The sequence below is a fragment of the Streptomyces sp. NPDC001941 genome (assembly GCF_040296945.1).
Classification (GTDB): Bacteria; Actinomycetota; Actinomycetes; order Streptomycetales; family Streptomycetaceae; genus Streptomyces.
The window spans coordinates 29,263-56,190 of record NZ_JBEOYE010000030.1 but is presented as its reverse complement, the minus strand read 5'-3'; the positions used below and the strand labels follow the sequence as shown (position 1 = coordinate 56,190).

Sequence of the window (26,928 nt, the reverse complement as noted above, 5' to 3'; positions counted from 1 at the left end):
CTCCCTCCGCCCACCCCCGGCGCGGTATCGGACATAGCGCCCTAATGTGGGCATGCGACAGCCCCAGCGGGCAGACCGGATCCCGTCCGGAAGGGACGCAGGCGATGACCGACAGCGCACAGGCCAAGGCACACCCGGACACCGAGACCAAGAAGACGAGCACGCCAGGCAAGGCCGGCGGCGGCGCCCCGGCCGAACGCGGGCGCACCACCATCGCCGACGGCGTGGTGGAGAAGATCGCCGGGCTCGCCGCCCGCGACGTCGTCGGCGTCCACGCCATGGGCAGCGGCCTCTCCCGCACCTTCGGCGCCGTGCGCGACCGGGTGCCGGGCGGCAAGCCCAGCGTCACCCGGGGCGTCAAGGCCGAGGTCGGCGAGGTGCAGACCGCCCTCGACCTGGAGATCGTCGTCGACTACGGGGTGTCCATCGCCGACGTGGCCCGCGCCGTGCGCGAGAACGTGGTCACGGCCGTGGAGCGGATGACCGGCCTGGAGGTCGTCGAGGTCAACATCGCGGTCAGCGACGTGAAGCTGCCGGAGGACGAGGAAGAGGAGCCCGAGCCGAGGCTCCAGTAGCCGGGCCGGCCCACCAGACGCACCACACGCAGAGGAGAGCGGGATGAGCATGGCGGTGGTCGGCCTGCTGGCCGGCATGGCCCTCGGATTCGCCGGGTACTTCGGCGGCTTCGGGGCGTTCCTGCTGGTCGCCGCCCTGGGTGCGATCGGCTTCGTGGCCGGGCGCTTCCTGGACGGGGACCTGGAGCCCGGCGAGTTCTTCCGGGCGCGCGAGCGCGACGACCGGCGGCGGTGACCACGGGTGGCCGTCGACGCCGTCAGCGCCGCCGACCGGGGGGCCACCGACATCGCCGACCGCGTGGTGGCGAAGATCGCCGCGCACGCAGCGCGGGAGGCCCTCGGCGAGCTGCCCGAGGACGCCCACGCGCCGCGCGCCACCGTGACCGTGGACCGCGACCGGGCCCGTGTGCGGATCAGCCTCGAACTGGGCTATCCCGGTGACATCGGCGCGCAGTGCCGCGAGGTGCGTCGACAAGTGGCCGAGCGGGTAAGCGCGTTGGCGGGAATGCGGGTGCCCGAGGTGGCCGTCCAGGTGGAGCGGCTGCACTCCGCGCACACCCGTCGGGACCGCGGGAGGCTTCGGTGAACATCGAGCTCGACCAGTCCGCCTCGTCGGCGGCGTACGAACCCGTGCCCGTCCTCGAGAAGGAGGACGGACACCGGGCCCGGCCCGCCCGCGCGGGCCGCTTCTGGTCCGCGCGCCGGGTGCCCGCCGCGCTGGCGGCCCTGGTGCTGCTGGCCGCCGCGGGACTGCTCCTCTACGACCTGGCGGCGGTACGCACCCACCACACCGCCCTGCCCTGGCGCAGGTCCCTCGCGCACGAGCTGGCCCGCCGCCCGCTCGACGACCCCTGGGTGCTCGCCGGGGCCGGGGTGGCCGTCGCGCTCGGCCTCTGGCTGCTCCTGCTCGCGCTCACCCCCGGGCTGCGCGCCGTCCTGCCCATGCGCACCGGGGCCAACCCGGTGCGGGCCGGGCTCGACCGGGAGGCGGCGGCGCTGGTGCTGCGCGACCGGGCCGTGGAGGTGCCGGGCGTGCAGTCGGTACGGGTGCGCGTGCGGCGCTCCCGGGTGGCGGTCGCGGCCGTCTCCCACTTCCGCGAACTCGACGACGTACGGGCCGATCTGGACGCGGCGCTCGGCGACGGCATCCGGCAGCTGGGCCTCGCCCGGCCGCCCGCGCTGTCGGTGCGGGTGCGGCGCCCGGCGGGAAAGGGGTGAGGGGCGTGCTGCGTACGGTGAACAGGGTCCTGCTCGCACTGGGCGGGCTCGTCCTGCTCGCGCTCGGCGGCGCCGTGCTCGCGGCCGGGCTCGGGGCGGGGCTGCCCTCCTGGTGGCCCTGGTCGGGCCGGGACGACGTGCTGCTCAGCCGCGCCGACCGGGCGGCCGTGCCCTGGCCCGCCCTGGTCGCCGCGCTCGCCGCCCTGGTGGTCATCGCCCTGTGGTGGCTGCTCGCCACGCTGCGCCGGGCCCGCCTGGCGGAGGTGGTGGTCGACAGCGGCGACGGCGAGGGGGCGCTGCTCCGGGGGCGTGCCCTGGAGGGCGTGCTGGCCGCGGAGGCCGAGGCGCTGGGCGGGGTGGAGCGGGCCCAGGTGACGCTGCTGGGCCGGCGCGCCGCTCCGCACGCGCGCGTGGGCCTGGTCCTCGAACCGCACGCGGCGCCCGCGGAGGTGCTGTGGGGGCTGACGGGGGAGGCGCTGGCGCACGCGCGTGACTCGGCGGGGCTCGCGGCCCTCCCGGCGGAGGTCCGCGTCCGCGCCGCAGGACACCGGGCCCGCCGGGTGACCTGACGCCCACCCGGGCCGTGGGCAATCGTTCCGCCCCTTGCGGAACGCCCGCCCACAGCCCGGGGGCGGTCAGAACCCGTGGCGCGCGCCCCCGTCGACCGGGAGCATGATCCCCGTGAGGTACGACGCCGCGGGCGACAGCAGGAACGCCGCCGCGTTGCCGAACTCCTCCGGCGTGCCGTACCGCCGCAGCGGGATGCGGGACTCGTGTCCCGTACGGGTGGCCGACGCGTCGCCGGAGAGGGCGTCGAGCTCGCGCACCCGGTCGGTGTCGATGCGGGCCGGGAGCAGTCCGACGACCCGGATGCCGCGCGGACCCAGCTCGGTGGCCAGGGACTTGGCGAAGCCGGCCAGACCGGGGCGCAGGCCGTTGGAGATCGTCAGGCCCGGGATCGGCTCGTGCACCGAGGCGGAGAGCACGAAGCCGATGACCCCGCCCTCGCCCAGTTCGGCCGCGGCGGTGCGGGCCAGCCGCACCGCGCCCATGAACACCGAGTCGAAGGCCGACCGCCACTGCTCGTCCGTGTTGTCGGCGGCGGTGCCCGGCGCGGGCCCGCCCACGCTGATCAGCACCCCGTCGAGCCGCCCGAAGTGCGCGCGGGCGGCGGCGACGGCCCGCTCCGCGGTGGCCGGGTCGGCGTTGTCGGCGGCCAGGCCCACCGCGTCCGGGCCCAGTTCGGCGGCGGCGTCCGCCACGTTCTTCTCGTCGCGGGCGACGAGGACGACCTTCGCGCCGTCCGCCACCAGGGCGCGGGCGGAGGCGAAGCCCAGTCCGCGGGAGCCACCGGTGACGACGTAGACGCGGTCCTTCAGTCCAAGATCCATGCGCCTATCCTGCCGCCTCGGCGTCGTCCCGGGCCAGCGCGAGCGCCGTGCACACCAGCCCGATGTGGCTGAAGGCCTGCGGGAAGTTGCCCAGCTGCCGCCGCGCCACCGGGTCGTACTCCTCGGCCAGCAGCCCCACGTCGTTGCAGAGGCCGAGCAGCCGCTCGAAGAGCTCGCGGGCCTCCTTGTCGCGCCCGGTCATGCGCAGCGCGTCCGCCAGCCAGAACGAGCAGACCAGGAAGGTCCCCTCCTGCCCGGGCAGCCCGTCGACCGCGGCCCCCTCGGCGCCGTCCTCGGTGCTGTAGCGGCGTACGAACCCGTCGGCGGCCAGCTCGTCCCGCACCGCCTCCACGGTCCCCACCACCCGCGGGTCGTCCGGCGGCAGGAAGCCCACCCGGGGGATCAGCAGGGTCGCCGCGTCCAGCTCCCGCGAGCCGTAGGACTGGGTGAAGGTGTTCCGCTCGGGGTCGTACCCCTTCTCGCACACCTCCTGGTGGATGGCCTCCCGCATGGCCCGCCAGCGCTCCGCGTCGCCGCCCAGGTGCGGCTCCTGCTCCAGGAGGCGCACCACCCGGTCCGCCGCGACCCACGCCATCACCTTGGAGTGCACGAAGTGGCGCTTGGGGCCGCGCACCTCCCAGAGCCCCTCGTCGGGCTCGCGCCACGCGGACTCCAGGAACCCGAGCAGGCTCAGCTGGAGCTTCCAGGCGTGCTCCTTGGGCGGCAGCCCGGCCTGGTGGGCCAGGAACAGCGAGTCGACCACCTCGCCGTACACGTCGATCTGCGTCTGGTCGACCGCGCCGTTGCCGATGCGTACGGGAGTGGAGCCGGCGTACCCGCCCAGCCACGGCAGCTCCAGCTCGGGCAGCCGCCGCTCGCCGCCGAGCCCGTACATGATCTGCAGGTCGGCGGGGTTCCCGGCGATGGCGCGCAGCAGCCAGTCGCGCCAGGAGGCGGCCTCGTCCAGGTAGCCCGCCTCCAGGAGGGCGCCGAGGGTGAGGGTGGAGTCGCGCAGCCAGCAGTAGCGGTAGTCCCAGTTCCGCACCCCGCCCAGGTCCTCGGGCAGCGAGGTGGTCGCGGCCGCGACGATCCCCCCGGTCGGGGCGAAGGTCAGGGCCTTCAGCGTGATCAGGGACCGCATCACGGCGGACCGGTACGGGCCGTCGTAGTCGCAGCGGCCGGCCCACTCCTTCCAGTCCTCCAGGGAGTGCTCCAGCGCCTCGAACGGGTCGACCAGGTCAGGGCGCGGCTCGTGCGAGGGGTGCCAGGTGAGCACGAACGCCACCTGCTCGCCCGCCTCCACGGTGAACGACGAGCAGGTGCTGTACCCCTGGCCCCAGGTCCTGACCTCGGGCACGCTGCGCAGCCACGCCGCGTCCGGCCCGGCGACCGCCACCCGGTGGCCGTCGGTGCGCCGCACCCAGGGGACCACCCGGCCGTAGTCGAAGCGCAGCCGCAGCACGGCCTCCATCTCGACGGTGCCGCTGACGCCCTCCACGATCCGTACGACGTCGGGCGCGGTGTCGCGCTGCGGCATGAAGTCGACGACCTTGACGGTGCCGGTGGCGGTCTCCCAGAACGTCTCCAGGACCAGCGAGTCACCGGCGTAGCCGCGCCGGGTGCAGACGTCCGCGCCCCGGGGTGCGATCCTCCAGTGGCCGTTCTCCTCGTCGCCCAGCAGCGCCGCGAAGCAGGCGGCGGAGTCGAAGCGCGGCAGGCACAGCCAGTCGACCGACCCGTCCCGGCCGACCAGGGCGGCGGTCTGCAGGTCGCCGATGAGCGCGTAGTCCTCGATGCGTTGCGTCACGCCAGGCGTGTTCCCGCGCCGCCTCACCGCCAATCAGCCCCAAGCCGCAGGTGACGGACGTTACGCGGGGGCCGCCGCGGGCTCCTCGGACGGTTCGGCGCGGGCCGCCTCCCGGTCCCGCTTCTCCCGGCGCACCAGGATGGACCAGCCGACCGGGACGCCCGCGGCGAACAGCCACCACTGCACCGCGTACGCCATGTGCGGGCCGATCGACGAGCTGTCCGGCTCGGCGATCTGCTCGGGGGTGCCGTTCGCGGCGGCGGGGGAGGTCAGCTCGATGTAGCCGCCGAGCACCGGGCGGCCGATGAGCGCGGCCTGCTGCTCGCTGTTGATGAGCATCACCTGGCGCGGCGGCAGGCCCTTGAGGTCCTTGATGCCGCTGGCGCCGGTGGTCTCGTCGGCCTTGAGGCGGCCGGTGACCGTGACCTCGCCCTTGGGCGCGGGCGGCACCGGCGGGAAGGACTGCTGGTCGGCGGCGGCCGGGATCCAGCCGCGGTTGACCAGCAGCGTGTCGCCGCCGTCCAGCCGCAGGGGGGTGAGCACGTGCACGCCGACCTGGTCGTCGGAGCTGGTGCGGCGGCGCACGACGACCTCGTGGGCGGTGTCGAAGGTGCCGGTGGCGGTGACCTGCCGCCAGTAGTCGGCGCGCGGGACGGTGTGTCCGGGGGAGGTCAGCTCGGTGACCGGGACGGGCCGGGCCTTCAGGTTGTCCGCGATCAGGGTGTTCTGGGCGACCCGGTGCTGGTGGCGGTGGAGCTGCCAGAAGCCCAGCTCGATCATCACGGGGATGAGGACGAGGGCGACGAGGGTGAGGATCACCCACTGCCGGGACAACAGGAAGCGGTACACCCCATGACCGTACAACTCGGCCACGGGGCGCTCGACGCTGGGGCGCACCTACGGTGGCGCGTACCGGTCAGACCTTGTCGACGATGCCCACCTTGCCCTCCGCCCGGGCGCAGTGGGCTCCGCAGAACCACTGGCCGTCGGCCTCCACGCCCTGTCCGATGACCCGGACGCGGCAGTGCTCACAGATGGGCGCCATGCGGTGGATGGCGCAGGAGAAACAGTCGAAGACGTGCACCGCGCCCTGCGCGTGCACCTCGAACGACATTCCGTAGTCGTTTCCGCAGACCTCACAACGTGCCATGCGCCACAGGGTGCGGGGCGGTGCGCCGCCCGCGGGAACGGCGCGCCCGTGCGGTCACTCGTCTGCCGGTGCGACGTCCCGCAGGAGCTGGGTGAAGGCTGCCTCGTCGACGACCGGCGTGCCGAACGACTTCGCCTTGACGGTCTTGGAGGTGGCCGAGTCGGGGTCGTTGGTGACCAGCAGGCTGGTGAGCCGCGACACACTGGTCGCGACGTGCAGCCCGGCCTCCACCGCCCGGTCCTCCAGCAGCTCGCGGTCGACGGAGGTGTCGCCGGAGAAGGCCACCCGCATGCCCTGCTTGAGCGGGGCGTCCGACCGGTAGCGCCCGGGGTTGGGGTAGGGGCAGGCCGGGCGCTTGCGCGAGGCGCGCCAGCCGTTCTGCCGGTAGGAGGCCTGGTAGCCGATGCGCGGGGAGGTGGCGGGGGAGGCGGCCCACTCGGTCAGTGGGCGGCACTCCAGGAGCGGCAGCCGGACCCCGCGCTCGGCCGCCGTGTGCAGGCTCGGGCGGAACGCCTCGGCCAGCACGCGCGCGTCGTCCAGCGCGTTGTGCGCGCGCTGCTGCACCACGCCGTAGTGCGCCGCCAGGGACTCCAGCTTGTGGTTGGGCAGCGGGAGCGCGAGCTCCTTGGAGAGCGCGATGGTGCACAGCCGCTGGCGCACCGGCGCGGTGCGCTCCGCGCGCGCGTACTCCCTGGCGATCATCTGCCAGTCGAACATCGCGTTGTGCGCGACCAGCACCCGGCCGTCGAGCCGGGCGGAGAACTCGGCGGCGATCTCCGCGAACAGCGGGGCGCCCTCCAGCAGGTCGCTGGTCAGCCCGTGGATCCAGACCGGCCCGGGGTCCCGCTCCGGGTTGACCAGCGTGTACCAGTGGTCCTCGACGTCGCCCTGCGCGTCGAGCCGGTAGACGGCGGCGGACACTATCCGGTCGTCGCGGGCGAGGCCGGTGGTCTCCACGTCGACGACCGCGTACCCCTCTGGGTACGCGGCCGGCCAGGCTGCTGCGGTCGTGCGGTCGTCGAGCATGGTCACAGAGAATACGGGCCGCCACTGACACTTCCGTCCCCGGCTTCCCCCGAGGAGGGCTCCCCGGGAGCCAACAGGGCCTCCACCAGGGCCCGTACGGACAGCGAGAACAACCGTTCCGGATCCGGCGGGCGCGCGAGGGCGCGGGCCAGCGCCGGGTCGTGCTCCGCGGTGCGCGCCGTCCACAGGTCCTCCTCGCCGGGCGACTGCGCGGGCGCCCGCTCGCGGGCCCGCTCGACCAGCAGGAAGCCGACGATCTGGAACTGCACGGCCCGTACCGTCCGTGCCGCGCGGGTGCCGCGCAGGCCCGCCGCGTGCACCTCGTGGACCAGGGCCCGCTGCACCGGCAGGAACATGCGCTCGGTGAGGCCCCGTTCGTGCACCATCGCCACCAGGTGCGGCCGGGCGCGCAGCTCCCGGCGCAGCCGGCGGGCCAGCGAGACGATCCGCTCGGCGGGGGTGGCACCGGCCGGGCCGATGGCGCCGATCTCGCTGACGGTCCGCTCCACGAGCGCGTCGAGCAGCGACTCGCGGTTGCCCACGTGCCAGTAGATCGAGGTGACCGCCGTGCCCAGCTCGGCGGCGAGCTTGCGCATCGTCAGCGCGCCGGGGCCGTGCTGGCGCACCAGCGCCGCGGCGGCCTCCAGGACCTCCTCGCGGGTCAGCGCGGTACGTGCCATCCGGTCCCCCTGTGTCGTGGATTCCCGTAGGTGCACGGCTCTTTACCCTTCATCGGCCGCGGTGTAACTGTGTTACAGCCAGTGCGGCCGGCACCGCCCCTGACGGCCGCACCGCGCGGAACAGCCTTCCTCTGCGACGAAGGGTGGTACGACATGGCACGAGTACGGTACGGAGCGCGCACCGAGGCCGAGATCGCCGCGGCCCGCGCCAAGGGCGCCTCGCTCCCCGACATCTGGTCCACCGGCGTCGTCGCCGTCTGGGAGAGCGACCCGGACGCGATCGCGGCCGTCCTGCCGCCGCCGCTCAAACCCACCGGGCGCCCCCTGGTCCGGGCCAACATCAGCAAGGTCGACCTGCCGGGCTACCCGCTGGGCGCCGGATCGGTCGCCGTCGCGGCCGCCCACGGCGACCAGGAGGGCTGGTACCCGCTGGTCATGCCGATGACCCACGAGCGCGCCCTGACCGGCGGGCGCGAGGTCTTCGGCGAGCCCAAGAAGCTCGGCGAGGTCACCGTCGAGCGCGACGGCCTGGTGGTGCGCGCCGCGCTCGCCCGGCACGGCATCGCCTTCGTCGAGGTGCGCGGCGCCGTCGACGGCCCGCTGCCGGTGCCCGGACCGGTCGAGAAACTCGACTTCTACTTCAAGTTCCTGCCCGCCGTGGACGGTTCGGGCTTCGACGTCGACCCGGTCCTGGTGCACTGCGTGCGCAACGAGAAGGTGCGCAAGCTGGAGCGGATCACCGGGGACGTGGTCCTGCGCGAGTCGATGTTCGACCCGGTCGCCGACCTGCCGGTGCGCAGGCTCGTCGAGATCACCATCGGCGAGAAGACCACCGACCAGAAGGGCCGCGTCGTCGAGCGCGTCAGCGCCCAGGCCCTGCTGCCCTACATCCACCAGCGCTACGACGACCCCCAGCAGATCCTCGACGGACCGCCCGAGGGGAGCGCCTGACATGGAGCTGCGCCCCGGACAGGTCGCCGTGGTCACCGGCGCGGCCAGTGGCATCGGCCTCGCCATGGTCCGCCGCTTCGCGGCCGAGGGACTGAAGGTCGTCCTCGCCGACGTCGAGGAGGCCGCCCTGGAGAAGGCCGCCGCCGCCCTGCGCGACGAGGGGGCCGCCGTGCACGCGCGCGTGGTCGACGTCAGCGACCGCGACTCCGTCGTCGCCCTCGCCGACGCGGCGTACGACGCCTTCGGCACCGTGCACGTGCTGTGCAACAACGCGGGCGTCGGCTCCGGCGCCGAGGGCCGCATGTGGGAGCACGAGCCCAACGACTGGAAGTGGGCCTTCTCCGTCAACGTGTGGGGCGTCTTCCACGGCGTCCAGGCCTTCGTCCCCCGCATGATCGCCGACGGCGGCCCCGGCCACGTCGTCAACACCTCCTCCGGCGACGGCGGCATCGCGCCGCTGCCCACCGCCTCCGTCTACGCCGTCACCAAGGCGGCCGTGGTCACCATGACCGAGTCGCTGTACGCCCACCTCAGGGCCGAGGGCGCCCCCGTCGGCGCCTCCGTGCTCTTCCCCGGGCCGCACATGCTGCGCACCGGACTGTGGGAGTCGCACCGCAACCGCCCCGACCGGTACGCCAAGGAGCGCCCGCGCCGCACCCCGTACCGCAGCCTCGACCAGTGGGAGGCGGCCATGAAGGAGGCGGGCAAGGAGGTGGCCTTCACGCCCGTCGAGGAGGTCGCGGAACTCGTCGTCGACGGCATCCGCGCCGACCGCTTCTGGATGCTGCCCGCCAGCGAGCACAGCGACCGGCAGATCCGGGCCCGCTCCACCTCGATGCTGGAGCGCGCCAACCCGGCCTACCTCGAAAGCTTCATCCTCGACTGAACCCGACCGAACGGACCGAGGCACCCGATGACGAACGGTTTCCACGACCCGTACCTGATCATCTCCTCCGACTGCCACGCCGGGCTCCCCACCGAGCGGTACCGGCCCTACCTCGACTCCCGCTTCCACCGGGACTTCGACGACTTCCTCGCCGGGCGCGAGCGCCGCCGCGAGGAGGCGACCCGGCTCGGCATCCGCAACGAGGCGTTCGCCAGCAAGTGGTTCAGCGAGAACGAGGAGGGGCTGCGCGGCGGCTGGGACTCCGCCCAGCGCCTCAAGGAACTGGACGGCGACGGGGTCGCCGCCGAGGTGGTCTTCCCCGACGCGGACGCCGTCGACAGCCAGACCGCCGCCCCGTTCGGCGTGGGCCTCGGCCTCTCCGGCGACCAGGACCCCGCCCTCGGCATGGCGGGCGCCCAGGCGCACAACCGCTGGCTCGCCGACTTCGTCTCCGAGAACCCCGAACGCCACTGCGGCGTCGCCCTGCTCCCCGTCACCGCCGGCACCGACGAGGTCGTCGCAGAGATCCACCGGGCCAAGGAGTCCGGGCTCGGCGCCCTGATGATCCCCTCGATGTGGGTCGACAAGGAGCCCTACCACGACCGGCGCTACGACCCCGTGTGGGCCGCCGCGGCCGAGACCGGGATGCCGGTGCTCACCCACTCCGGCGCCGCCCCGCGCCACGAGTACGGCGACCACCTGGGCATCTACGTCTCCGAGGTCACCTGGTGGCCGGCCCGGCCGCTCTGGTTCCTGCTCTGGTCCGGCGCCTTCGAGCGCCACCCGGGCCTGAAGTTCGGCGTCGCCGAGTCCGGCTGCTGGTGGCTGCCGAACCTGCTGTGGTTCATGGACCGGCTCTACCTGGGCGCGCACGGCGGCAAGAAGCTCTCCCCGTTCGCCGAGCTGAAGCGCCCGCCCAGCGAGTACCTGGACCGCCAGGTGTTCGTCTGCGCCACCAACACCAAGCGCCGCGAACTGGCCCAGCGCTACGAGATCGGCGTCGACAACATCCTGTGGGGCAGCGACTTCCCGCACCCCGAGGGCACCTGGCCCGACACCCGGGGCTGGCTCAAGCGGACCTTCCACGACATCCCGGTCGCCGAGACCCGCCGGATGCTGGGCCTGGCCGCCGCCGAGGTGTTCGGCTTCGACACCGACAAGCTCGCCCCGCTCGCCCGCCGCATCGGGCCCACCCCCGCCGACCTCGGCCAGCCCGAGGACCAGACGGCCGTGGAGGCCTCCTGGGCGCGCTCGCGCGAGGTGGGCAGGCACTGGCTCACCGACCACGACTTCCCGGTGCTGGGGGCCAGCTGATGGAGCGCTACACCGTCATCTCGGCCGACTGCCACGCCGGGGCCGACCTGCTCGACTACAAGCCCTACCTGGAGAAGCGCCACCACGACGACTTCGACGCCTGGGCCGCCGGTTACGTCAACCCCTACGAGGACCTGCTCGCCGACACCGCCGACCGCAACTGGAACTCCGACCGGCGCGTCAGCGAGCTGGAGCGGGACGGCATCGTCGCCGAGGTCGTCTTCCCCAACACCATCCCGCCGTTCTTCCCCAGCGCCTCCCTGATGGCCCCCGCGCCGAGCAAGGAGGAGTACGAGCAGCGCTGGGCGGGCCTGCGCGCCCACAACCGCTGGCTCGCCGACTTCTGCTCCCAGGCCCCCGGGCGCCGGGCCGGGGTCGCCCAGATCCTGCTCAACGACGTCGACGCGGCCGTCGACGAGATCCGCCGCACCAAGGAAGCGGGCCTGACCGGCGGGATCCTGCTGCCCGGCGCCCCGCCGGGATCGGGCGTCCCCGAGCTCTACTCCCAGGCGTACGACCCGATCTGGGCCGTCTGCTCCGAACTGGACGTCCCCGTCAACCACCACGGCGGCTCCGCCTCCCCGCCGCTGGGCGAGGAACCGGCGGCCCGCGCGGTCTTCATGGTGGAGACCACCTGGTTCTCCCACCGCGCCCTGTGGCACCTGATCTTCGGCGGTGCCTTCCGCAGGCACCCCGCGCTGAAGCTGGTCCTCACCGAGCAGGGCTCCGGCTGGATCCCCGGCGTCATCCAGATGCTGGACTACTACCACGGCCGCCTGGTGGCCGCCGCGGGCAGGGCCGCCACCGCCGAGTCCAAGTTCGGCGCCGGGCTCGGCGCCTCGATGGGCAAGGGTCCCAGCGAGGTCTGGCGCGACAACTGCTTCGTCGGCGCCAGCTTCATGCGTCCGCACGAGGTGCCGCTGCGCGACCGGATCGGCCTCGACAAGATCATGTGGGGCTCCGACTACCCGCACGACGAGGGCACCACCCCGTTCTCCCGCGAAGGCCTCCGCATCGCCTACGCGGGCCTGCCCCGCGAGGAGGTCGCGGCCATGGTCGGCGGCAACGCGGCCCGCGTGTACGGCTTCGACCTGGCCCGCCTCGACGCCCTCGCGGCCGTCCACGGGCCCACGGTGGCGGAGGTCGACGAACCCCTGAAGGAGGTGCCCGCCGGGGCCACCAGCCCCGCGTTCGCCCCGGGCGGGTCGGTACGCATCTGGTGAGGCGGCGGGTGAGAACTTGGCCGCATGACTGAAACCGGCTCCCACGAAGCGTCCCGCGAGGGCGCCCCGGAGGACCACGGCGAGGCCCACGACGGAGCCCTCGGCTCGCGGCTCAACTGGCTGCGGGCCGCGGTGCTCGGCGCCAACGACGGCGTCGTCTCCACCGCGGGCCTCGTCGTCGGCGTCGCCGGGGCCACCGGCGACCGCGGCGCCCTGCTCACCGCTGGCCTCGCCGGACTGCTCGCGGGGTCCCTGTCGATGGCCGCGGGGGAGTACGTCTCCGTGTCCACCCAGCGCGACTCCGAGAAGGCCGCCCTCGCCCAGGAGAGGCGCGAGCTGCGCGAACAGCCCGAGGCGGAACTGCGCGAGCTCACCGACCTGTTGGAGGCGCGGGGCCTGACCCGCGAGGTGGCCCGCGAGGCGGCCGGACAGCTCACCGAACGCGACGCGCTGCGCGCCCACGCGCGCGTGGAGCTCGGCATCGACCCCGACGAGCTGACCAACCCCTGGCACGCCGCAGGAGCGAGCTTCCTCGCCTTCACCGTCGGCGCCCTCCTGCCCCTCCTGGCGATCGTCCTCCCGCCGCCCTCCGTCCGCCTGTACGTCACCGTCCTCTCCGTCCTCGCCGCGCTGACCCTCACCGGCTGGTGGAGCGCCCGCCTGGGCGCGGCCCCGGTGGGAAGGGCGGTGGCCAGGAACGTGGGCGGGGGAGCGGTGGCGATGGCGGTCACTTACGGGGTGGGGGTGTTGTTGGGGGCGGTGGGGGTGTGAGGGTCAGAAGGCGCGCGCGATGCGCAGGCGCTCGGGCGGTATTCGCTCGTGGCCGGTGAGTGGGGTGCTGTCGTCGGCGCTGATCGCGAGCTGGTCCCGCTCGGCGAGAGGACGCAGATCCACGGGCCCGGACCCGCTCGTACAGCCCCACAGGTAGAGAGTGCGCAGGGCCGGTAGCTCCGGCACGAGCCCCAGGCCCGGCGGGAGGGCGCAGCGCTGGAGGTACAGCTCCTCCAGTCGCGGGAACGAGGCGAGCAAGGGGAGGTCGGCCTCTTCCAGGTTGCTGAGGAACAGCTGGGTGATGCGCTCCGCGTGGGGCATGCCCGCGAGCTGCCGCAGCCGTGCCGGGCCGGAGATCTGGAGCGAGACCAGCCCCGGCCAGCGCTCGATCCCGTCGAGACGCACCCGAGAGGCCGTCTCGTGCAGGGTGAGCCCGGTGAGCTGTTCACCGACGGGCAGTTCCTCCAGGCACGTCAGGCCCATCGGCTGCGTCAGCGAGAGCCGGAGCAGGCGCGGCATCTCCCGCAAGGGATCGAGGGAGAGGTCGTCCCGTACCTGCGACAAGGACATGAAGGACAGGGAGGACCCCCGAAGGGGCGAGAGGTCACGCAGCTCCAGGCACCCGCTCAGCCAGAGCTCGTCGAGCCCGGCGAACCGGCGCAGGGGCGACAGGTCGGCCGCCCGGTTCTGGAAGAGGAAGAGGCGCCGCAAGTCGTCCAGGGCGTGCAGGACGGACAGGTCCGGGTGATCGCCCTTGAGGTTCACGGAATGGACCGAAGGGAGGTCCCGCAGCGCCGCCAACTGCGCGTCCGTCTCCACCGGCAGCATGTGCCCGGTCCACGAGGAGACGGACAGGACCTCCCTCGCATAGGCGGCGGTGTCGAACGCCCCCCAGCCCTCCGCGATCTGCACACGGACCGGGAACCGCTCATCCTCGCGCAGCCGCGCCACCACCTCGAAGCCGCCGTCCCCGCCGATCAGTCGCGCCGTCATCACCACGGCCGCCGCCTCGTACTCGTCCAGCCCCTCCCCGGACCCCGGCAGCAGCTCCAGCACCAGCTCCCCGACCTTCGCCAGCTCCTCCGCGGCCCTCCGGCTCCTCGGCGGCAGCAAGTCCCGCGTCCGCTCCTGCACCCGCTCCCGCACCCCCGGGTCCAGCTCCGGCGCGTGTTCCAGGCTGGCCGCCGCGAGGAGGACCAAGCGGTGCCGGTGCTCCTCCTCCGCGTCCGCGCGGTCGAGGAGGTCCGTGAGGAGGCGGGCCCGTTCGTCCGCGCGCGCGTGGCCCACCGCCATCTGCACCACGTCGTCCCACGCGTCGTCGTGCGCCTGGCGCAGCAGCACCCCGAAGTCGCGGGCCTCCACGGCCGCCCTGGCGCCCAGGTAGTCCTGGAAGGTGCGGTGCACGAACCCCACCGCGCCCGGGGCCGGTTCGCGCAGCAGCCCGCTGCGGATCAGCAGGTGGGCGAAGACCTCCTCGGCGCCCGCCTCCACCTGGGACATCGCGGTGAGCCAGCCGTCCAGGAGCTCCACCACGTCGGTGCGGTCGGCCTCGGCGAGACCGTTGCGGATGAGCCAGTACGCCAGGCGCTGGAGCAGCGCGGTCTGCTCCTCGCGGGTCAGGTCGACCCCCTCCACGCCCACGATGTCCCGCTCGGTGTCCCGGCGCACCAGCAGCATGTCGAGCGCCGCGTCGTACAACTCCTTGCGGGCCCGGGGCAGTTGCATGCGGCGGTCGCGGTTGAGCGCGCAGAGCAGGGCGCACATCAGCGGGTTGGTGGCCAGCCTGGCCAGGTCGCGCCTGCTGCCCACGGCGCGCCGCAGGGACGCCTCGTACACGCCGAGCTGCTCCAGCTCCCCGGGCGAGGCGCACTCGGTGCGGGCGGCCTCGTGCCAGTGGGCGACGAAGGAGCGGATGTCTGCGCGGTCCATCGGCAGCAGCGAGTGCGCGGTGAACCCCTGCCGGGCCAGCCAGTCCTCGGGGACGGCGGCCGGGCGGGTCGTCACCACGTACCGCGCGCGGGGGTAGGCGGTGACCAGGGCGCGCAGCCAGCTCTCGGTGCGGCGGCGCAGCCGGGCCGGCACCTCGTCGACGCCGTCCACGAGCACGACGGCGCGTCCCTCGGTGAGCAGCCCCTCCACCCAGCCCGCGGGCGCCGAACCGCCCATCGGCACCCCGCCGGCGCGCAGGAATTCGTCCGGCTGCGGCAGTGCGTCGGCGGCGGTGAAGGCGCGCAACCGCAGGACGAAGGGCACGCGGCGGTTCCAGTCGGCCAGTTCGCCGGTGAAGGTCCGTCGGGCCGTGTTCAGCGCGAGCCACTGCAGGAGGGTCGTCTTGCCCGAGCCGGCGGGTCCGCGCAGCACCAGCCGGCCGGACGAGGCGAGGGCCTGCTCGGCCTTCACGGCGACCGGCGAGCCGCCCGCCGGGCCGAAGCCCCCGGGGCCCGGTGCCGCCGGGTCGCCACTGACGGCCAGGCTGATGTACGCCGTGTCCAGCGGCCACTCCTGGTGGCCGGAGCGGCCCAGGGTGAGCCCGAACAGTTCGAGCCGCCCGTGCGTCTCGGCCAGGAAGTCCGCGTACCGCTGCTCGAACTCCAGCGCGAGGGCCTCGGGCGGGCGAACCGCCAGGGCGGCCACCGCGTCCCGGGTGCGGGCGGCCGCCCGGGTCTGCTCCACCGCGGCGCGGGTCGCGAACGACGGGTGGGCGGTGGCCTGTTCGAGCAGGTGCGCGCAGCACAGGAGCAGCAGCTCGTCGTACAGCTGGAGCGTGCGCCCGGACAGGCCCGCGTCCGGGGCGCGCAGCTCGTCCCGTAACCGCGCGGGCTCCAGGTCGAGGGCGAACAGCCGGTCCGTGTCGAGGGCGCCCGCCCGTGCGAAGGAGTCGCGGACGGCCAGGGCGGCGGCCTCCCGCTCATGGTCCGGCAGGTCCCCGTAGCCGGCGGCGAGGCGCTCGCCGAGGACCCGGGCCAGCCGCTCGGGCCCGGCCGGGCGGGGGAGCGGGCGCAACGGGGACGGCACCAGGCCCGCCCCGCTGCGCGGCGTCACCAGTGATTTGGCCAGGGCGCCCGCGACGGTCCCCGCGAGCCGCACCAGCACGGCCTCGATGCCTGTCATGGTCCTGCCTCCCCCCGGCCCTCCCCCCGAAGAGCCTGCTGACCGCCATGATCGTACGAACCGCCGCGGCGGGGGTAGTCATCGAAGGTCGTTGGCGGAATCCACCAAAGTCAACTGACAACTCGTCTCGCATACTTGTCGGTAACAACCTCTAGTCGCGCCCCGACCCGCGCCTCTACGGTGCAGGCATGCCGAACCTGCCCGATGTCGTGCTGTGGTCGATACCCGCCTTCGTGCTGCTCACCGTGATCGAGATCGTGAGCTACCGGCTCCATCCCGACGAGGACGCCGCCGGGTACGCGGCCAAGGACGCCGCCACCAGCATCGGCATGGGACTGGGCAGCCTCGCCTTCGACTTCGTGTGGAAGATCCCGATCGTGGCGATCTACACGGCGGTGTACGCCGTCACCCCGCTGCACGTGCCCGTCCTGTGGTGGACCCTGCCGCTGATGCTGCTCGCGCAGGACTTCTTCTACTACTGGTCCCACCGCGGCCACCACGTCATCCGCATCCTCTGGGCCTGCCACGTGGTGCACCACTCCAGCCGGAAGTTCAACCTCTCCACCGCGCTGCGCCAGCCCTGGACCTCGCTCACCGTCTGGCCGTTCTACCTGCCGCTGATCGCCTGCGGCGTGCACCCGGCCGCGCTCGCCTTCTGCTCCTCGGTCAACCTCGTCTACCAGTTCTGGGTGCACACCGAGCGCGTCGACAAGCTGCCCCGCCCCTTCGAGTTCGTCCTCAACACCCCCTCCCACCACCGCGTCCACCACGCCTCCCAGGGCGGCTACCTGGACCGCAACTTCGGCGGCATCCTCATCGTCTGGGACCGGCTCTTCGGCTCGTTCGTGCCCGAGACCGAGCGCCCGGTGTTCGGGCTCACCAAGAACATCGAGACCTACAACCCGCTGCGCGTCGCCACCCACGAGTACGCCGCCATCGCCCGCGACGTGCGCGCCGCGCGCACCTGGCGCGAGCGCGCCGGGCGCGTCTTCCGCGGCCCCGGCTGGCAGCCCGCCGCCCCGGCCGTCCCCGGCGCCCCCGCCGAGCGCAGCCCGGAGCACGTCGCGTGAGCCGCACCGCACGCGTACCCGCCTGGGCGGTCCCGCCCACCGGTGACGGCCGCGCCGACCGGGCCGCCCGCGCCCTGCTCGCCGCCTTCGCCGTGGCCCTGCTGGCCGACCTGGCCTCGCTGCTCCTCGACCTGCGCGCGGGGCACCTGGTCGCCAAGCCGCTCCTGATGCCGCTGCTCGCCGGGTACGCCGTGGCCCGGCGCGCGCCCCGGGCCCTGGTGGCGGCCCTGCTGTTCGGCTGGGGCGGAGACGTCCTGCTGCTCTCCGACGCCGACTGGGCCTTCCTCGCCGGGATGGCCTCCTTCGCCGCCGGCCACGTCTGCTACCTGCTGCTCTTCGGCCGGGCCCGCTCCTCCGCGCCGCTCGCCCTGGTCTACCTGATCGCCCTGGCCGGCACCGTCACCCTGCTCTGGCCCGGCCTCCCCGCGGACCTGCGGATCCCGGTCGCCGGGTACGCCACCCTGCTCACCGCCATGGCCTACCGGGCGAGCTCCGCCGGGGCGGTCGCGGGCGCCGGCGGCTTCCTGTTCCTGCTCTCGGACACCCTGATCGCCGGCGGCGTCGCCGACTGGCCGCGGCCCCCCGTCCCCGACTTCTGGGTGATGCTGACGTACGGGCTGGCCCAGTTCCTGCTGGCCGCGGGCACCCTCGGGCACGCGGGCGCGCGCACCCGGGCGTACGGTGAAAGCCGAGGCGGCACGCGCACCCCCGTGTGACCGCCCGCCGGCACCACCGTTCGACAGCAAGGAACCACCCCTCATGCGCGCCACCACCATCCACGCCCCCTTCGACATGCGCGTGGAAGACGTGCCCGACCCCGTGGTGCGGCAGCCCACCGACGCCGTCGTGCGCGTCCTGCGCGCCTGCATCTGCGGCAGCGACCTGTGGGCCTACCGGGGCGAGTCGGCCCGCAAGCCCGGCCAGCGCATCGGCCACGAGTTCCTCGGCATCGTCGAGGAGGCGGGCCAGGACGTGTCCGGCTTCGCCCCCGGCGACCTGGTCGTGGCCCCCTTCGTCTGGTCCGACGGCACCTGCGACTTCTGTGGCGAGGGCCTGCAGACCTCCTGCCCGCAGGGCGGCTTCTGGGGCACCCCGGGCTCCGACGGCGGCCAGGGCGAGGCCGTGCGCGTCCCGTTCGCCGACGGCACCCTGGTCAAGCTGCCCGCCGAGGCCGCGGGCGACGACCGCCTGCTGGCCGCCCTGCTCGCCCTCTCCGACGTCATGGGCACCGGCCACCACGCCGCGCTCGGCGCGGGCGTCACCAAGGGCTCCACGGTCGCCGTGGTCGGCGACGGCGCGGTCGGCCTGTGCGGCGTGCTCGCCGCCCGCCGCCTGGGCGCCGAGCGGATCATCGCCCTCGGCCGCCACCAGGCGCGCACGGACATCGCCCGCACCTTCGGTGCCACCGACGTGGTGGCGGAGCGCGGGGAGGCCGCCGTCGCCGCCGTGCGCGAGCTGACCGGCGGGCAGGGCGCGCACGCGGTGATCGAGGCCGTCGGCACCGAGCAGTCGATGCGCACCGCCGTGGAGATCACCCGCGACGGCGGCTCCATCGGCTACGTCGGCGTCCCGCACGGCTCCGGCACCGGACTGGACCTGGGCGTGATGTTCGACCGGAACATCGCGCTGCGCGGTGGCGTCGCGCCCGTGCGCGCGTACATCCCCGAGCTGCTGCCCGACGTCCTGGACGGCACCATCGACCCCTCGCCGGTCTTCGACATGACGGTCGACATCGAGGGCGTCCCCGGCGGCTACAAGGCGATGGACGACCGCTCGGCCCTGAAGGTCATCGTCAAGCCGTAGGGCTCCCGTACGGACCGGAACCCTTGTCGCAGGGTGGCACTCAGTGCCACCCTGCGGGGATGACGACGACACCCTCCAGCGGTACGGCGCGGGCGTGGGCGGCTCTCGGCGGCGATCCCGCCCTTGTCGACGGCGTCGCGTACGGCGGCCCGGGCGGCGGGCTCCCCTCCCGGCTGCCGGTGGCGGAACTGGCCCGGGCCACCGTCGCGGCCTGCTCGCTGGCCGCCGCCGAACTGGCCTCCGTACGCGCGGGCGCACCCGTCGCGCGCGTACGCGTGGACGAGGGCCGGGTCGCCGCGGCCTTCCTGAGTGACCGTCTGGTCCGGCTGGACGGCCGGGCGCCGACCACGTTCGCGCCGCTGTCCCGGTTCTGGCGGACGGCGGACGGCTGGGTGCGCACGCACGCCAACTACCCGCACCACCGCGCCCGGCTGCTCGGCGCGCTCGGGCTGCCCGAGGAGGCCGGGCCCGAAGCGCTGGGCGCCGTGCTCGCGGAGCGCCGCGCGGCCGACGTCGAGGAGGCGGCGTACGCGGCCGGGGGCCTCGCGGTCGCCGTGCGCACCCGCGAGCAGTGGGCGCGCGGCGAACAGGGCCTCCAGGTGGCCCGGCAGCCGCTGCTGACGAGCGAGCCGCTGGGCGACGGACAGCTGGCGGTGCCGGGCGCGGACGCGGCCCTGCCGTGCGCCGGGCTGCGGGTCCTCGACCTGACCCGGGTGCTGGCGGGACCGATCGCGACCCGCACCCTGGCGCTGCTCGGGGCGGACGTGCTGCGGATCGACACCCCGCGACTGCCGGAGGCCCAGGACGCCCACGACGACACGGGCCTGGGCAAGCGCTCGGCCCTGGTCGACCTGGAGTCGGCGCGGGGGCGCGCGGACTTCGGGGAACTGCTGGCGTCGGCGCACGTGGTGGTGACCGGGTACCGCCCGGGCGCCCTGGACCGGTTCGGCCTGGCGCCCGGGGACCTGGCCGCGCGCCGTCCCGGGCTCACCGTGGCCCAGGTGTCCGCCTGGGGTCCCCACGGGCCCTGGCGGGCGCGCAGGGGCTTCGACAGCCTGGTCCAGGCGGCCACGGGCATCGCACTCCTGGAGGGCTCGGAGGGCTCGGAGCGGGAGCCGGGGGCGCTGCCCGCCCAGGCCCTGGACCACGGCAGCGGCTATCTGCTGGCCGCCGGGGTGCTGCGCGCGCTGGCCCTCGGCGGCGGCCGGCTGGTGCGCCTGTCGCTGGCCCGCACCGGGCACTGGCTGACCGGCGAACTGGCCGGGGAGCCGCACGCGCAGGGGGCGCCCGACCACGCGGCGCACCTGGTGGAGCGGGACACGTCGCGCGGACGGCTGCGGTACGCGCTGCCCGCGGTGGGCTTCGAGGGCGGCCCGTCGGACTGGGCGCGCCCGTCGGGGCAGTGGGGCGCCGACCCGGCCAGGTGGTCCGCGCCGGAGTGAACGCGGCCGCGCGCCCCGGGACCGTACCCAACCCGACCCCGGCACCGGGCCCCGTACCCACCCGTCCCCGGCCCCCGGACCCGTACCCACCCGCCCACACGAAGGACCCCGGCGCACCGCACCGGGGTCCTCCGTTTCACGACCTCACGCCCCGCCCGGCGCGTCAGCGACGCCTCGGGCCGCGGGGAACGAGGGACGATCAGCGGCGCACCGCGTCCAGCGCGTCCGCCACACCCGTGCCGTAGAAGCTGTTGTAGCGCTTGTTGCCCGCGCACACGGCGTCGATCTTGCCGTCGCCGTCGATGTCGTAGGGCGCGCCGCACGCGGTGTCGTCCGCCTGCTCGTACAGCATCTGCTTCAGCTCACCGGCCGAGGCCCACGGGTTCGTCGACTTCAGCAGCGCCACCACGCCCGCGACGTGCGGGGACGCCATCGACGTACCGCCCTTGTAGCCGTACTTGTTGCCCGGCAGGGTCGACAGGATCAGACCGTTGACCGCCGGCGGCTCCGGGGCCTGGTAGATCGTGCGGTCGCCGCCCGGCGCCGCGATGTCGATGACGCCCGTGCCGTAGTTGGAGTACGACGCCTTCAGGCCCTTGGCACCCGTCGCCGACACGGTCACCACGCCCGGCAGCATGGACGGGATGTCCAGGCACTCGCGCGGGTTGATGACACGGTCCGAGGGGGTGCTGTCGTCGGGGCTGCTGTCGTCCAGGATCTCCTCGGCGGCCAGGTCCTGGCTGGAGTTGCCCGCCGCGGCGACGTTGACCATGCCCTTGCGCTCCGCGTAGCGGGTCGCCCGGGTCAGCGCGTCGACGAGCGCCTTCTGGTCGGGGTCGTTCTTGCAGTTGTACAGCCACGGGTCCGTGTAGTAGCTGTTGTTGCTCACGTCGGCCCCGTGCTCCACGGCCCACACCAGCGAACAGACCACGGCCTCGGTGTAGTACAGGCCGGTGGCGGGCTCCGCCACCTTCAGGCTGGCCACCTTCACGCCCGGCGCCACGCCCGTGATGCCGACGCCGTTCTTCGCGGCGGCGATGGTGCCCGCCACGTGCATGCCGTGGTCGCTCTCGCCGGCGACCGGACGCCACGCCTTGTCCTTCTGCGTCGGCACACCGCCCAGACAGCTCGCCGAGGCCTTCTCGTCGAAGTTCGGCGCGATGTCCGGGTGGGTGTCGTCCACACCGGAGTCGATCACGGCGACCGTGACGTTGCGGCTGCCCAGCGACCGCTTGTGCGCCTTGTCCGCCTTGATGGCGGGCAGGTCCCACTGCAGCGGCTCCAGGGCGTCCTGCTCGTCGCCCGCCTTGGTGGCCCTGGCCGCCTTCGCCGCCGCGGCCTGCGCCTCCGCGGCGGTCAGCGGCTGCTCGGCGGCGATGTCGTCGCTCGACTGCGCGGCGAGCGGAACCGTACGGGTGGCACCCGCCGACTCGACCCCGCGTGTCTTGCGGATCGTCTGCGCGAACTGCGCGTTCTTCGAGTGGACGACGATGACGCCGATCTGGTCGTACGCGATGACGACGTCGCCACCGGCGGCCTTGATGGCCTTCTTGACCGACTTGGCGACGCTCTTGCCGCCCTTGACGTTCACGACGTACGACATCGAGGGGCCGTCGGCCGTGACGGCGGCCGGTGCGCCCCCGGCGGGGGCGGCCGTCGCCGCGCCCGCGGGCAGGAAGCCGAGGGAGGCCGTGAGGGCCAGACCGGCGGGCAGGGCGAGTATCCGCCCGCGTCTGCTTCCCAGATGAGCCATGGGTTCTCCACATCATCCGTGTCCGTCGCCCGCACGCCCCGTTGCGCACGGACGGGTACATGACCACGGAAGCTATCGCCGATCATCCCGGCACATCAATGAGTTGACGGACAACGCCGGAAATCCGGGCGGAGAAAACGGCCGGCATTGAACCACCCGGCCCCGCGCTCCGTGCCGTTGTCAGGGGGAGGACCAACATCACCCGCCGACCCCTGTGAGGCACTTCTTGTCCATCCCTACCGCACCCGCGTCGCGAGGAGAATCCGTGGCTACCGATGCACCGCCGCCCGAGGGCGGCACGGACACCAGGTCCGCCCAGCCCACGACCGAGGAGTTCGTCGTGGTGCAGGAGAGCGCGGAGTTCGGCGAGCTGCGGCGCGCGCACCGCTCCTTCGCCTTCCCCCTCACCCTCGGGTTCATCGCCTGGTACCTGCTGTACGTGCTGCTGTCCAACTACGCGGGCGGCTTCATGGGCACCAAGCTCTTCGGCAACATCAACGTGGCCCTCGTGCTCGGCCTCGGACAGTTCCTGACCACCTTCCTCATCGCCTGGCTCTACTCGCGGCACGCGGCCGAGAAGCTCGACCCCAAGGCGGAAGCGATCAAGTCCCGTATGGAGGCCGACGCATGAGCACGACCCTGACGCTCGCCGCCGAGAGCGCCACCACCCAGCACCGCCCGCTGATCATCACTCTTTTCGGCCTGTTCGTGGTCGCGACCCTGGTGATCACCGTGTGGGCCGGCCGGCAGACCAAGTCCGCCGCCGACTTCTACGCGGGCGGCCGCCAGTTCACCGGCTTCCAGAACGGCCTGGCGATCTCCGGCGACTACATGTCCGCCGCGTCCTTCCTCGGCATCGCCGGCGCCATCGCCCTGTTCGGCTACGACGGCTTCCTGTACTCCATCGGCTTCCTGGTCGCCTGGCTGGTCGCGCTGCTCCTGGTGGCCGAGCCGCTGCGCAACTCCGGCCGGTTCACCATGGGCGACGTCCTCGCCTACCGGATGCGCCAGCGCCCGGTGCGCACCGCCGCGGGCACCTCCACCATCGTCGTCTCGATCTTCTACCTGCTCGCCCAGATGGCGGGCGCGGGCGTCCTGGTCTCGCTGCTGCTGGGCATCACCAGCGACGGCGGCAAGGTCGCGATCGTGGCCCTGGTCGGCCTGCTGATGATCGTGTACGTCACCATCGGCGGCATGAAGGGCACCACCTGGGTGCAGATGGTCAAGGCCGTCCTGCTCATCGCGGGCACCCTGCTCATCACCTTCCTGGTCCTGCTGAAGTTCCACTTCAACATCTCCGACCTGCTGGGCAAGGCGGCGGAGAACAGCGGCAAGGGCGCGGCGTTCCTGGAGCCCGGCCTGAAGTACGGCGCCACCGGCACCTCCAAGCTGGACTTCCTCTCGCTCGGCATCGCCCTGGTGCTCGGCACCGCGGGACTGCCGCACATCCTGATCCGCTTCTACACCGTCCCCACCGCCAAGGCCGCCCGCAAGTCCGTCAACTGGGCCATCGGCATCATCGGCGCGTTCTACCTGATGACCATCGCGCTGGGCTTCGGCGCGGCCGCGCTCGTCGGCCCGGCCGAGATCACCGCGTCCAACAAGGCGGGCAACACCGCCGCCCCGCTGCTCGCCCTGCACATCGGCGGCACGGACTCGGCGGGCGGCGCGATCCTGCTGGCCGTGATCTCCGCGGTCGCCTTCGCCACCATCCTCGCCGTCGTCGCCGGCCTCACCCTCGCCTCGTCGTCGTCCTTCGCGCACGACATCTACGCGAACGTGATCCGCAAGGGCCAGGCCAGCGAGAAGGAGGAGGTGCGGGCGGCCCGCTGGGCGACCGTCTTCATCGGCATCGTCTCCATCGCCCTCGGCGCCCTCGCCCGCGACCTCAACGTCGCCGGGCTGGTCGCCCTGGCGTTCGCGGTCGCCGCGTCCGCCAACCTGCCGACGCTCCTCTACAGCCTGTTCTGGAAGCGCTTCACCACCCAGGGCGCGCTGTGGTCCATCTACGGCGGCCTGGTCAGCTCCGTGGTGCTGGTGCTGTTCTCCCCGGTGGTCTCCGGCAACCCCAAGACGTCGATGTTCAAGACCGTCGACTTCCACTGGTTCCCGCTGGAGAACCCGGGCCTGGTCTCCATCCCGCTGGGCTTCCTGCTCGGCTGGATCGGCTCGCTGCTGTCCAAGGAGCAGCCGGACAAGGGCAAGTACGCGGAGCTCGAGGTCAAGTCGCTCACCGGAGTCGGCGCCCACTGACCTGCGCGGACCTCTGGGACACGGCCGCGTCGTAGGACCCTACGACGCGGCCGTGCCGTACCTCGTGACAATCGGCCCCTGATGTTGTCGGTGTGCTGGCGTAGGCTCGATCCCGTCGCACCGCACACGTCGTCGCGCCACCACGGCGCCACGACGTCCTGATCGTCCGGGAGGGGGCCAGCAGTGCTCATCGACACCTACGGCCGAGTCGCCACCGACCTGCGGGTCTCACTGACCGACCGGTGCAACCTGAGGTGTACGTACTGCATGCCCGAGGAGGGCCTGCAGTGGCTCTCCAAGCCGGACCTGCTCACCGACGACGAGATCGTCCGGCTGGTCCGCATCGCCGTCACCGACCTGGGCGTCACCGAGGTCCGCTTCACCGGCGGCGAGCCCCTGCTGCGCCCCGGCCTGGTCGGCATCGTGGAGCGCTGCGCGGCCCTGGAGCCGCGCCCCCGGATGTCCCTGACGACCAACGGCATCGGCCTCAAGCGCACCGCCGCCGCCCTCAAGGCGGCCGGCCTCGACCGGGTCAACGTCTCGCTGGACACCCTGCGGCCCGACGTCTTCAAGACGCTCACCCGCCGTGACCGCCACAAGGACGTCCTGGAGGGCCTGGCCGCCGCGCGCGACGCCGGACTCACTCCGGTGAAGGTCAACTCGGTGCTGATGCCGGGGCTCAACGACGACGAGGCCCCCGACCTGCTGGCCTGGGCCGTGGAGCACGACTACGAGCTGCGCTTCATCGAGCAGATGCCGCTGGACGCCCAGCACGGCTGGAAGCGCGACGGCATGATCACGGCCGGTGACATCCTGGCCTCCCTGCGCACCCGCTTCACCCTCACCGCCGAGGGCGACGACGAGCGCGGCTCCGCGCCCGCCGAGCGCTGGGTCGTGGACGGCGGCTCCCACCGGGTGGGCGTCATCGCCTCCGTCACCCGCCCCTTCTGCCGCGCCTGCGACCGTACGAGGCTGACGGCCGACGGGCAGATCCGCACCTGCCTGTTCGCCACCGAGGAGACCGACCTGCGGGCCGCGCTGCGCTCGGACGCGCCGGACGAGGAGGTCGCCCGCATCTGGAAGGTCGCGATGTGGGGCAAGAAGGCCGGATCCGGTCTCGACGACCCGACGTTCCTGCAGCCCGACCGCCCGATGTCGGCGATCGGCGGCTGACCGGAGCCCTGTGGTACGGGCGGTGGCCGTCCCCGTCGGGGCTACGCCCCGCGCTCCCGCTCCTGCCAGTCGGCGAGCGTCACGACGTCCTTCAGGAAGCTCCGGACGTCCAGGAAGCGCGACAGGTGCTCGCGGTGCTCGTCGCACGCGAGCCAGGTCTTGCGGCGCTCCGGCGTGTGCAGCTTCGGGTTGTTCCACGCCAGTACCCACACGGCGTCGGCGCGGCAGCCCTTGGCGGAGCAGATCGGGTTCTCTTCACTCACGGTTTCGTCCCAAAACGGCCTGGAAACAAGGCGACGCCGAGCAGCCACGGGGGGAGCTGCCCGGCGTCGGTCCGTCGCTCCGACGGGGGATGCGGAGCGCACAGGCAGTATGTCACGCGGACCCCGGTGCGGTGCACTGGAACTTCATGATTGATCTGAGCTTTTCTTGAGCTTCGGCCCCCGTGCGGGCCGTGCCGCAAACGGAAGGACCGCCGCCGCGACCGGCCGCGATCAGGTCTGCTCGAAGCGCCGTTCCGTCCGCTCGTCCGCCACCGGTTCCGGCGCCGGAAGGGCCGGGCGCACCGGCGCGGGCACGAACGTGGAGGGCAGCCCGGGCGCGTTCTCCCGCCCCGCGTTGGCGATCACCACGGCCACGTACGGCAGCAGCACGCCCAGGGCGAGGCAGACGATCGCCACGTGCCGCTCCACGTTCCACAGCACCGCCGCGCCGATCACGGAGAGTGTCCGCACCAGCATCGAGATCACGTACCGGCGCTGCCGACCGCGCACGTCGTCCGCGAGGCCCTGCCGGGCTCCGGTGATCCGGAAGACCTCGGCGCCACCGTGCTTCCGCATCGCGTCCACCACCCGTAACTCCCTGGGGGCTCTCCCCGGCCCTCGCGTCGTTCCACCGTACGCCCGGGGTCCGCGCGGTACGAGAGCGGGGCCGGACTTCACCGGGCCGGGACGCCCCGGACGACACGTACGGACTCGTCCGACATGCGCCGTATGGCCGATGGCCGGAGACTGGGCGCACATGGGCACACCGCGCCGCATGAGGAGGCGACCATGAGCTGGTTGTGGGCAATCATCGTGGGTCTGGTGCTCGGTCTGATCGCGAAGGCGATCCTGCCGGGCAAACAGCAGATCCCACTGTGGCTGACGACCGTGTTCGGAATTCTCGGCAGCATCGTAGGCAATGCCGTCGCGAGCTGGATCGGAGTCAACGACACCAAGGGAATCGACTGGATCAGGCACCTGCTCCAGCTGATCGGCGCCGTCGCCGTGGTCGGTGTGGGCGACCTGCTCTGGCAGGCGATCAGAGGGGACAGACAACGCACCTGACGT

28 protein-coding genes are annotated in these 26,928 nt (G+C 73.4%); 18 read left to right on the top strand and 10 right to left on the bottom strand.

Going from position 1 to position 26,928, the window contains the following annotated elements; all coding sequences use genetic code 11:
- Nucleotides 1-104: 104 nt before the first annotated feature.
- From ABT160_RS21170 to amaP, 5 genes are read left to right on the top strand one after another with little or no spacing between them, the layout of a single operon-like run.
- Nucleotides 105-575 carry an Asp23/Gls24 family envelope stress response protein gene (locus ABT160_RS21170; protein ID WP_351649246.1) on the top strand — a complete coding sequence of 157 codons (471 nt, stop codon included), beginning with the start codon at nucleotides 105-107 and terminating at the stop codon, nucleotides 573-575.
- 43 nt (nucleotides 576-618) lie between these two features.
- On the top strand, nucleotides 619-810 hold the full coding sequence (locus ABT160_RS21165) for a hypothetical protein (protein ID WP_351649245.1): 192 nt from the start codon (nucleotides 619-621) through the stop codon (nucleotides 808-810).
- A 6-nt stretch (nucleotides 811-816) separates the two neighbouring features.
- Nucleotides 817-1,161 carry an Asp23/Gls24 family envelope stress response protein gene (locus tag ABT160_RS21160; RefSeq protein ID WP_351649244.1) on the top strand — a complete coding sequence of 115 codons (345 nt, stop codon included), beginning with the start codon at nucleotides 817-819 and terminating at the stop codon, nucleotides 1,159-1,161.
- Nucleotides 1,158-1,793, top strand: a complete 636-nt coding sequence (locus tag ABT160_RS21155; protein ID WP_502984276.1) for a DUF6286 domain-containing protein — start codon at nucleotides 1,158-1,160, stop codon at nucleotides 1,791-1,793. Before ABT160_RS21160 ends, ABT160_RS21155 begins: the two co-directional genes overlap by 4 nt.
- Nucleotides 1,790-2,362, top strand: a complete 573-nt coding sequence (amaP, locus tag ABT160_RS21150) for an alkaline shock response membrane anchor protein AmaP (RefSeq protein ID WP_351649243.1) — start codon at nucleotides 1,790-1,792, stop codon at nucleotides 2,360-2,362. The genes ABT160_RS21155 and amaP overlap by 4 nt, the downstream gene beginning before the upstream one ends.
- A gap of 66 nt (nucleotides 2,363-2,428) precedes the next feature.
- On the opposite strand, the gene ABT160_RS21145 is transcribed toward amaP, so the two are convergent.
- The 6 genes from ABT160_RS21145 to ABT160_RS21120 form a co-directional block, all read right to left on the bottom strand.
- The gene (locus ABT160_RS21145; protein ID WP_351649242.1) at nucleotides 2,429-3,184 is read right to left on the bottom strand and encodes an SDR family oxidoreductase; all 756 of its coding nucleotides are present in this window, start codon (nucleotides 3,182-3,184) and stop codon (nucleotides 2,429-2,431) included.
- 4 nt (nucleotides 3,185-3,188) lie between these two features.
- Nucleotides 3,189-4,991, bottom strand: a complete 1,803-nt coding sequence (locus ABT160_RS21140) for a glycoside hydrolase family 15 protein (protein ID WP_351649241.1) — start codon at nucleotides 4,989-4,991, stop codon at nucleotides 3,189-3,191.
- Between the two features lie 60 nt (nucleotides 4,992-5,051).
- A complete protein-coding gene (locus ABT160_RS21135) occupies nucleotides 5,052-5,840 on the bottom strand; it encodes an SURF1 family cytochrome oxidase biogenesis protein (protein ID WP_351649240.1) in 789 nt (262 codons plus the stop codon).
- Between the two features lie 67 nt (nucleotides 5,841-5,907).
- On the bottom strand, nucleotides 5,908-6,141 hold the full coding sequence (locus ABT160_RS21130; RefSeq protein WP_351649239.1) for a metallothionein: 234 nt from the start codon (nucleotides 6,139-6,141) through the stop codon (nucleotides 5,908-5,910).
- A 54-nt stretch (nucleotides 6,142-6,195) separates the two neighbouring features.
- The gene (locus ABT160_RS21125) at nucleotides 6,196-7,173 is read right to left on the bottom strand and encodes a DEDDh family exonuclease (RefSeq protein ID WP_351649238.1); all 978 of its coding nucleotides are present in this window, start codon (nucleotides 7,171-7,173) and stop codon (nucleotides 6,196-6,198) included.
- Nucleotides 7,170-7,847 carry a TetR/AcrR family transcriptional regulator gene (locus ABT160_RS21120; protein ID WP_351649237.1) on the bottom strand — a complete coding sequence of 226 codons (678 nt, stop codon included), beginning with the start codon at nucleotides 7,845-7,847 and terminating at the stop codon, nucleotides 7,170-7,172. The genes ABT160_RS21125 and ABT160_RS21120 overlap by 4 nt, the downstream gene beginning before the upstream one ends.
- Before the next feature lie 153 nt (nucleotides 7,848-8,000).
- On the opposite strand from ABT160_RS21120, the gene ABT160_RS21115 reads away from it, so the two are divergent.
- From ABT160_RS21115 to ABT160_RS21095, 5 genes are read left to right on the top strand one after another with little or no spacing between them, the layout of a single operon-like run.
- Complete coding sequence (locus ABT160_RS21115) at nucleotides 8,001-8,798, top strand: acetoacetate decarboxylase family protein (protein ID WP_351649236.1); 798 nt, start codon at nucleotides 8,001-8,003, stop codon at nucleotides 8,796-8,798.
- A gap of 1 nt (nucleotide 8,799) precedes the next feature.
- Entirely contained in the window at nucleotides 8,800-9,684 is an 885-nt protein-coding gene (locus ABT160_RS21110; protein WP_351649235.1) for an SDR family NAD(P)-dependent oxidoreductase, read from the top strand.
- Between the two features lie 27 nt (nucleotides 9,685-9,711).
- Nucleotides 9,712-10,998, top strand: coding sequence for an amidohydrolase family protein (locus ABT160_RS21105; protein ID WP_351649234.1), 1,287 nt, complete (start codon nucleotides 9,712-9,714; stop codon nucleotides 10,996-10,998).
- Nucleotides 10,998-12,221 carry an amidohydrolase family protein gene (locus ABT160_RS21100; RefSeq protein WP_351649233.1) on the top strand — a complete coding sequence of 408 codons (1,224 nt, stop codon included), beginning with the start codon at nucleotides 10,998-11,000 and terminating at the stop codon, nucleotides 12,219-12,221. Before ABT160_RS21105 ends, ABT160_RS21100 begins: the two co-directional genes overlap by 1 nt.
- A 24-nt stretch (nucleotides 12,222-12,245) precedes the next feature.
- On the top strand, nucleotides 12,246-12,992 hold the full coding sequence (locus tag ABT160_RS21095) for a VIT1/CCC1 transporter family protein (RefSeq protein ID WP_351649232.1): 747 nt from the start codon (nucleotides 12,246-12,248) through the stop codon (nucleotides 12,990-12,992).
- A 3-nt stretch (nucleotides 12,993-12,995) separates the two neighbouring features.
- Here the strand turns inward: ABT160_RS21095 and ABT160_RS21090 are convergent, their stop codons facing one another.
- Nucleotides 12,996-16,103, bottom strand: a complete 3,108-nt coding sequence (locus ABT160_RS21090; protein WP_351649231.1) for an NACHT domain-containing protein — start codon at nucleotides 16,101-16,103, stop codon at nucleotides 12,996-12,998.
- A gap of 188 nt (nucleotides 16,104-16,291) precedes the next feature.
- Here ABT160_RS21090 and ABT160_RS21085 point away from each other — a divergent pair, with 188 nt between their 5' ends.
- From ABT160_RS21085 to ABT160_RS21070, 4 genes are read left to right on the top strand one after another with little or no spacing between them, the layout of a single operon-like run.
- Nucleotides 16,292-17,173, top strand: a complete 882-nt coding sequence (locus ABT160_RS21085) for a sterol desaturase family protein (protein ID WP_351649230.1) — start codon at nucleotides 16,292-16,294, stop codon at nucleotides 17,171-17,173.
- On the top strand, nucleotides 17,170-17,889 hold the full coding sequence (locus ABT160_RS21080) for a lysoplasmalogenase (protein ID WP_502984275.1): 720 nt from the start codon (nucleotides 17,170-17,172) through the stop codon (nucleotides 17,887-17,889). Before ABT160_RS21085 ends, ABT160_RS21080 begins: the two co-directional genes overlap by 4 nt.
- A 43-nt stretch (nucleotides 17,890-17,932) precedes the next feature.
- The gene (locus ABT160_RS21075) at nucleotides 17,933-18,976 is read left to right on the top strand and encodes a zinc-dependent alcohol dehydrogenase family protein (RefSeq protein WP_351649229.1); all 1,044 of its coding nucleotides are present in this window, start codon (nucleotides 17,933-17,935) and stop codon (nucleotides 18,974-18,976) included.
- 59 nt (nucleotides 18,977-19,035) lie between these two features.
- Complete coding sequence (locus ABT160_RS21070) at nucleotides 19,036-20,418, top strand: CoA transferase (RefSeq protein WP_351649228.1); 1,383 nt, start codon at nucleotides 19,036-19,038, stop codon at nucleotides 20,416-20,418.
- Between the two features lie 199 nt (nucleotides 20,419-20,617).
- On the opposite strand, the gene ABT160_RS21065 is transcribed toward ABT160_RS21070, so the two are convergent.
- Nucleotides 20,618-22,171, bottom strand: coding sequence for a S8 family peptidase (locus tag ABT160_RS21065; RefSeq protein WP_351649227.1), 1,554 nt, complete (start codon nucleotides 22,169-22,171; stop codon nucleotides 20,618-20,620).
- Between the two features lie 265 nt (nucleotides 22,172-22,436).
- On the opposite strand from ABT160_RS21065, the gene ABT160_RS21060 reads away from it, so the two are divergent.
- From ABT160_RS21060 to moaA, 3 genes are all read left to right on the top strand, one after another.
- Entirely contained in the window at nucleotides 22,437-22,802 is a 366-nt protein-coding gene (locus ABT160_RS21060; RefSeq protein WP_351649226.1) for a DUF485 domain-containing protein, read from the top strand.
- A complete protein-coding gene (locus ABT160_RS21055; protein WP_351649225.1) occupies nucleotides 22,799-24,424 on the top strand; it encodes a monocarboxylic acid transporter in 1,626 nt (541 codons plus the stop codon). Before ABT160_RS21060 ends, ABT160_RS21055 begins: the two co-directional genes overlap by 4 nt.
- A 183-nt stretch (nucleotides 24,425-24,607) precedes the next feature.
- A complete protein-coding gene (moaA, locus tag ABT160_RS21050; RefSeq protein WP_351649224.1) occupies nucleotides 24,608-25,597 on the top strand; it encodes a GTP 3',8-cyclase MoaA in 990 nt (329 codons plus the stop codon).
- Nucleotides 25,598-25,638: 41 nt separating this feature from the next.
- Here moaA and ABT160_RS21045 read toward each other — a convergent pair whose 3' ends face one another.
- Both ABT160_RS21045 and ABT160_RS21040 read right to left on the bottom strand, forming a co-directional pair.
- A complete protein-coding gene (locus tag ABT160_RS21045; protein ID WP_351649223.1) occupies nucleotides 25,639-25,860 on the bottom strand; it encodes a hypothetical protein in 222 nt (73 codons plus the stop codon).
- Nucleotides 25,861-26,091: 231 nt separating this feature from the next.
- A complete protein-coding gene (locus tag ABT160_RS21040) occupies nucleotides 26,092-26,436 on the bottom strand; it encodes a DUF3099 domain-containing protein (protein ID WP_351649222.1) in 345 nt (114 codons plus the stop codon).
- A gap of 213 nt (nucleotides 26,437-26,649) precedes the next feature.
- Here ABT160_RS21040 and ABT160_RS21035 point away from each other — a divergent pair, with 213 nt between their 5' ends.
- Nucleotides 26,650-26,925, top strand: coding sequence for a GlsB/YeaQ/YmgE family stress response membrane protein (locus ABT160_RS21035; RefSeq protein WP_351649221.1), 276 nt, complete (start codon nucleotides 26,650-26,652; stop codon nucleotides 26,923-26,925).
- The last annotated feature ends 3 nt before the right edge of the window (nucleotides 26,926-26,928 follow it).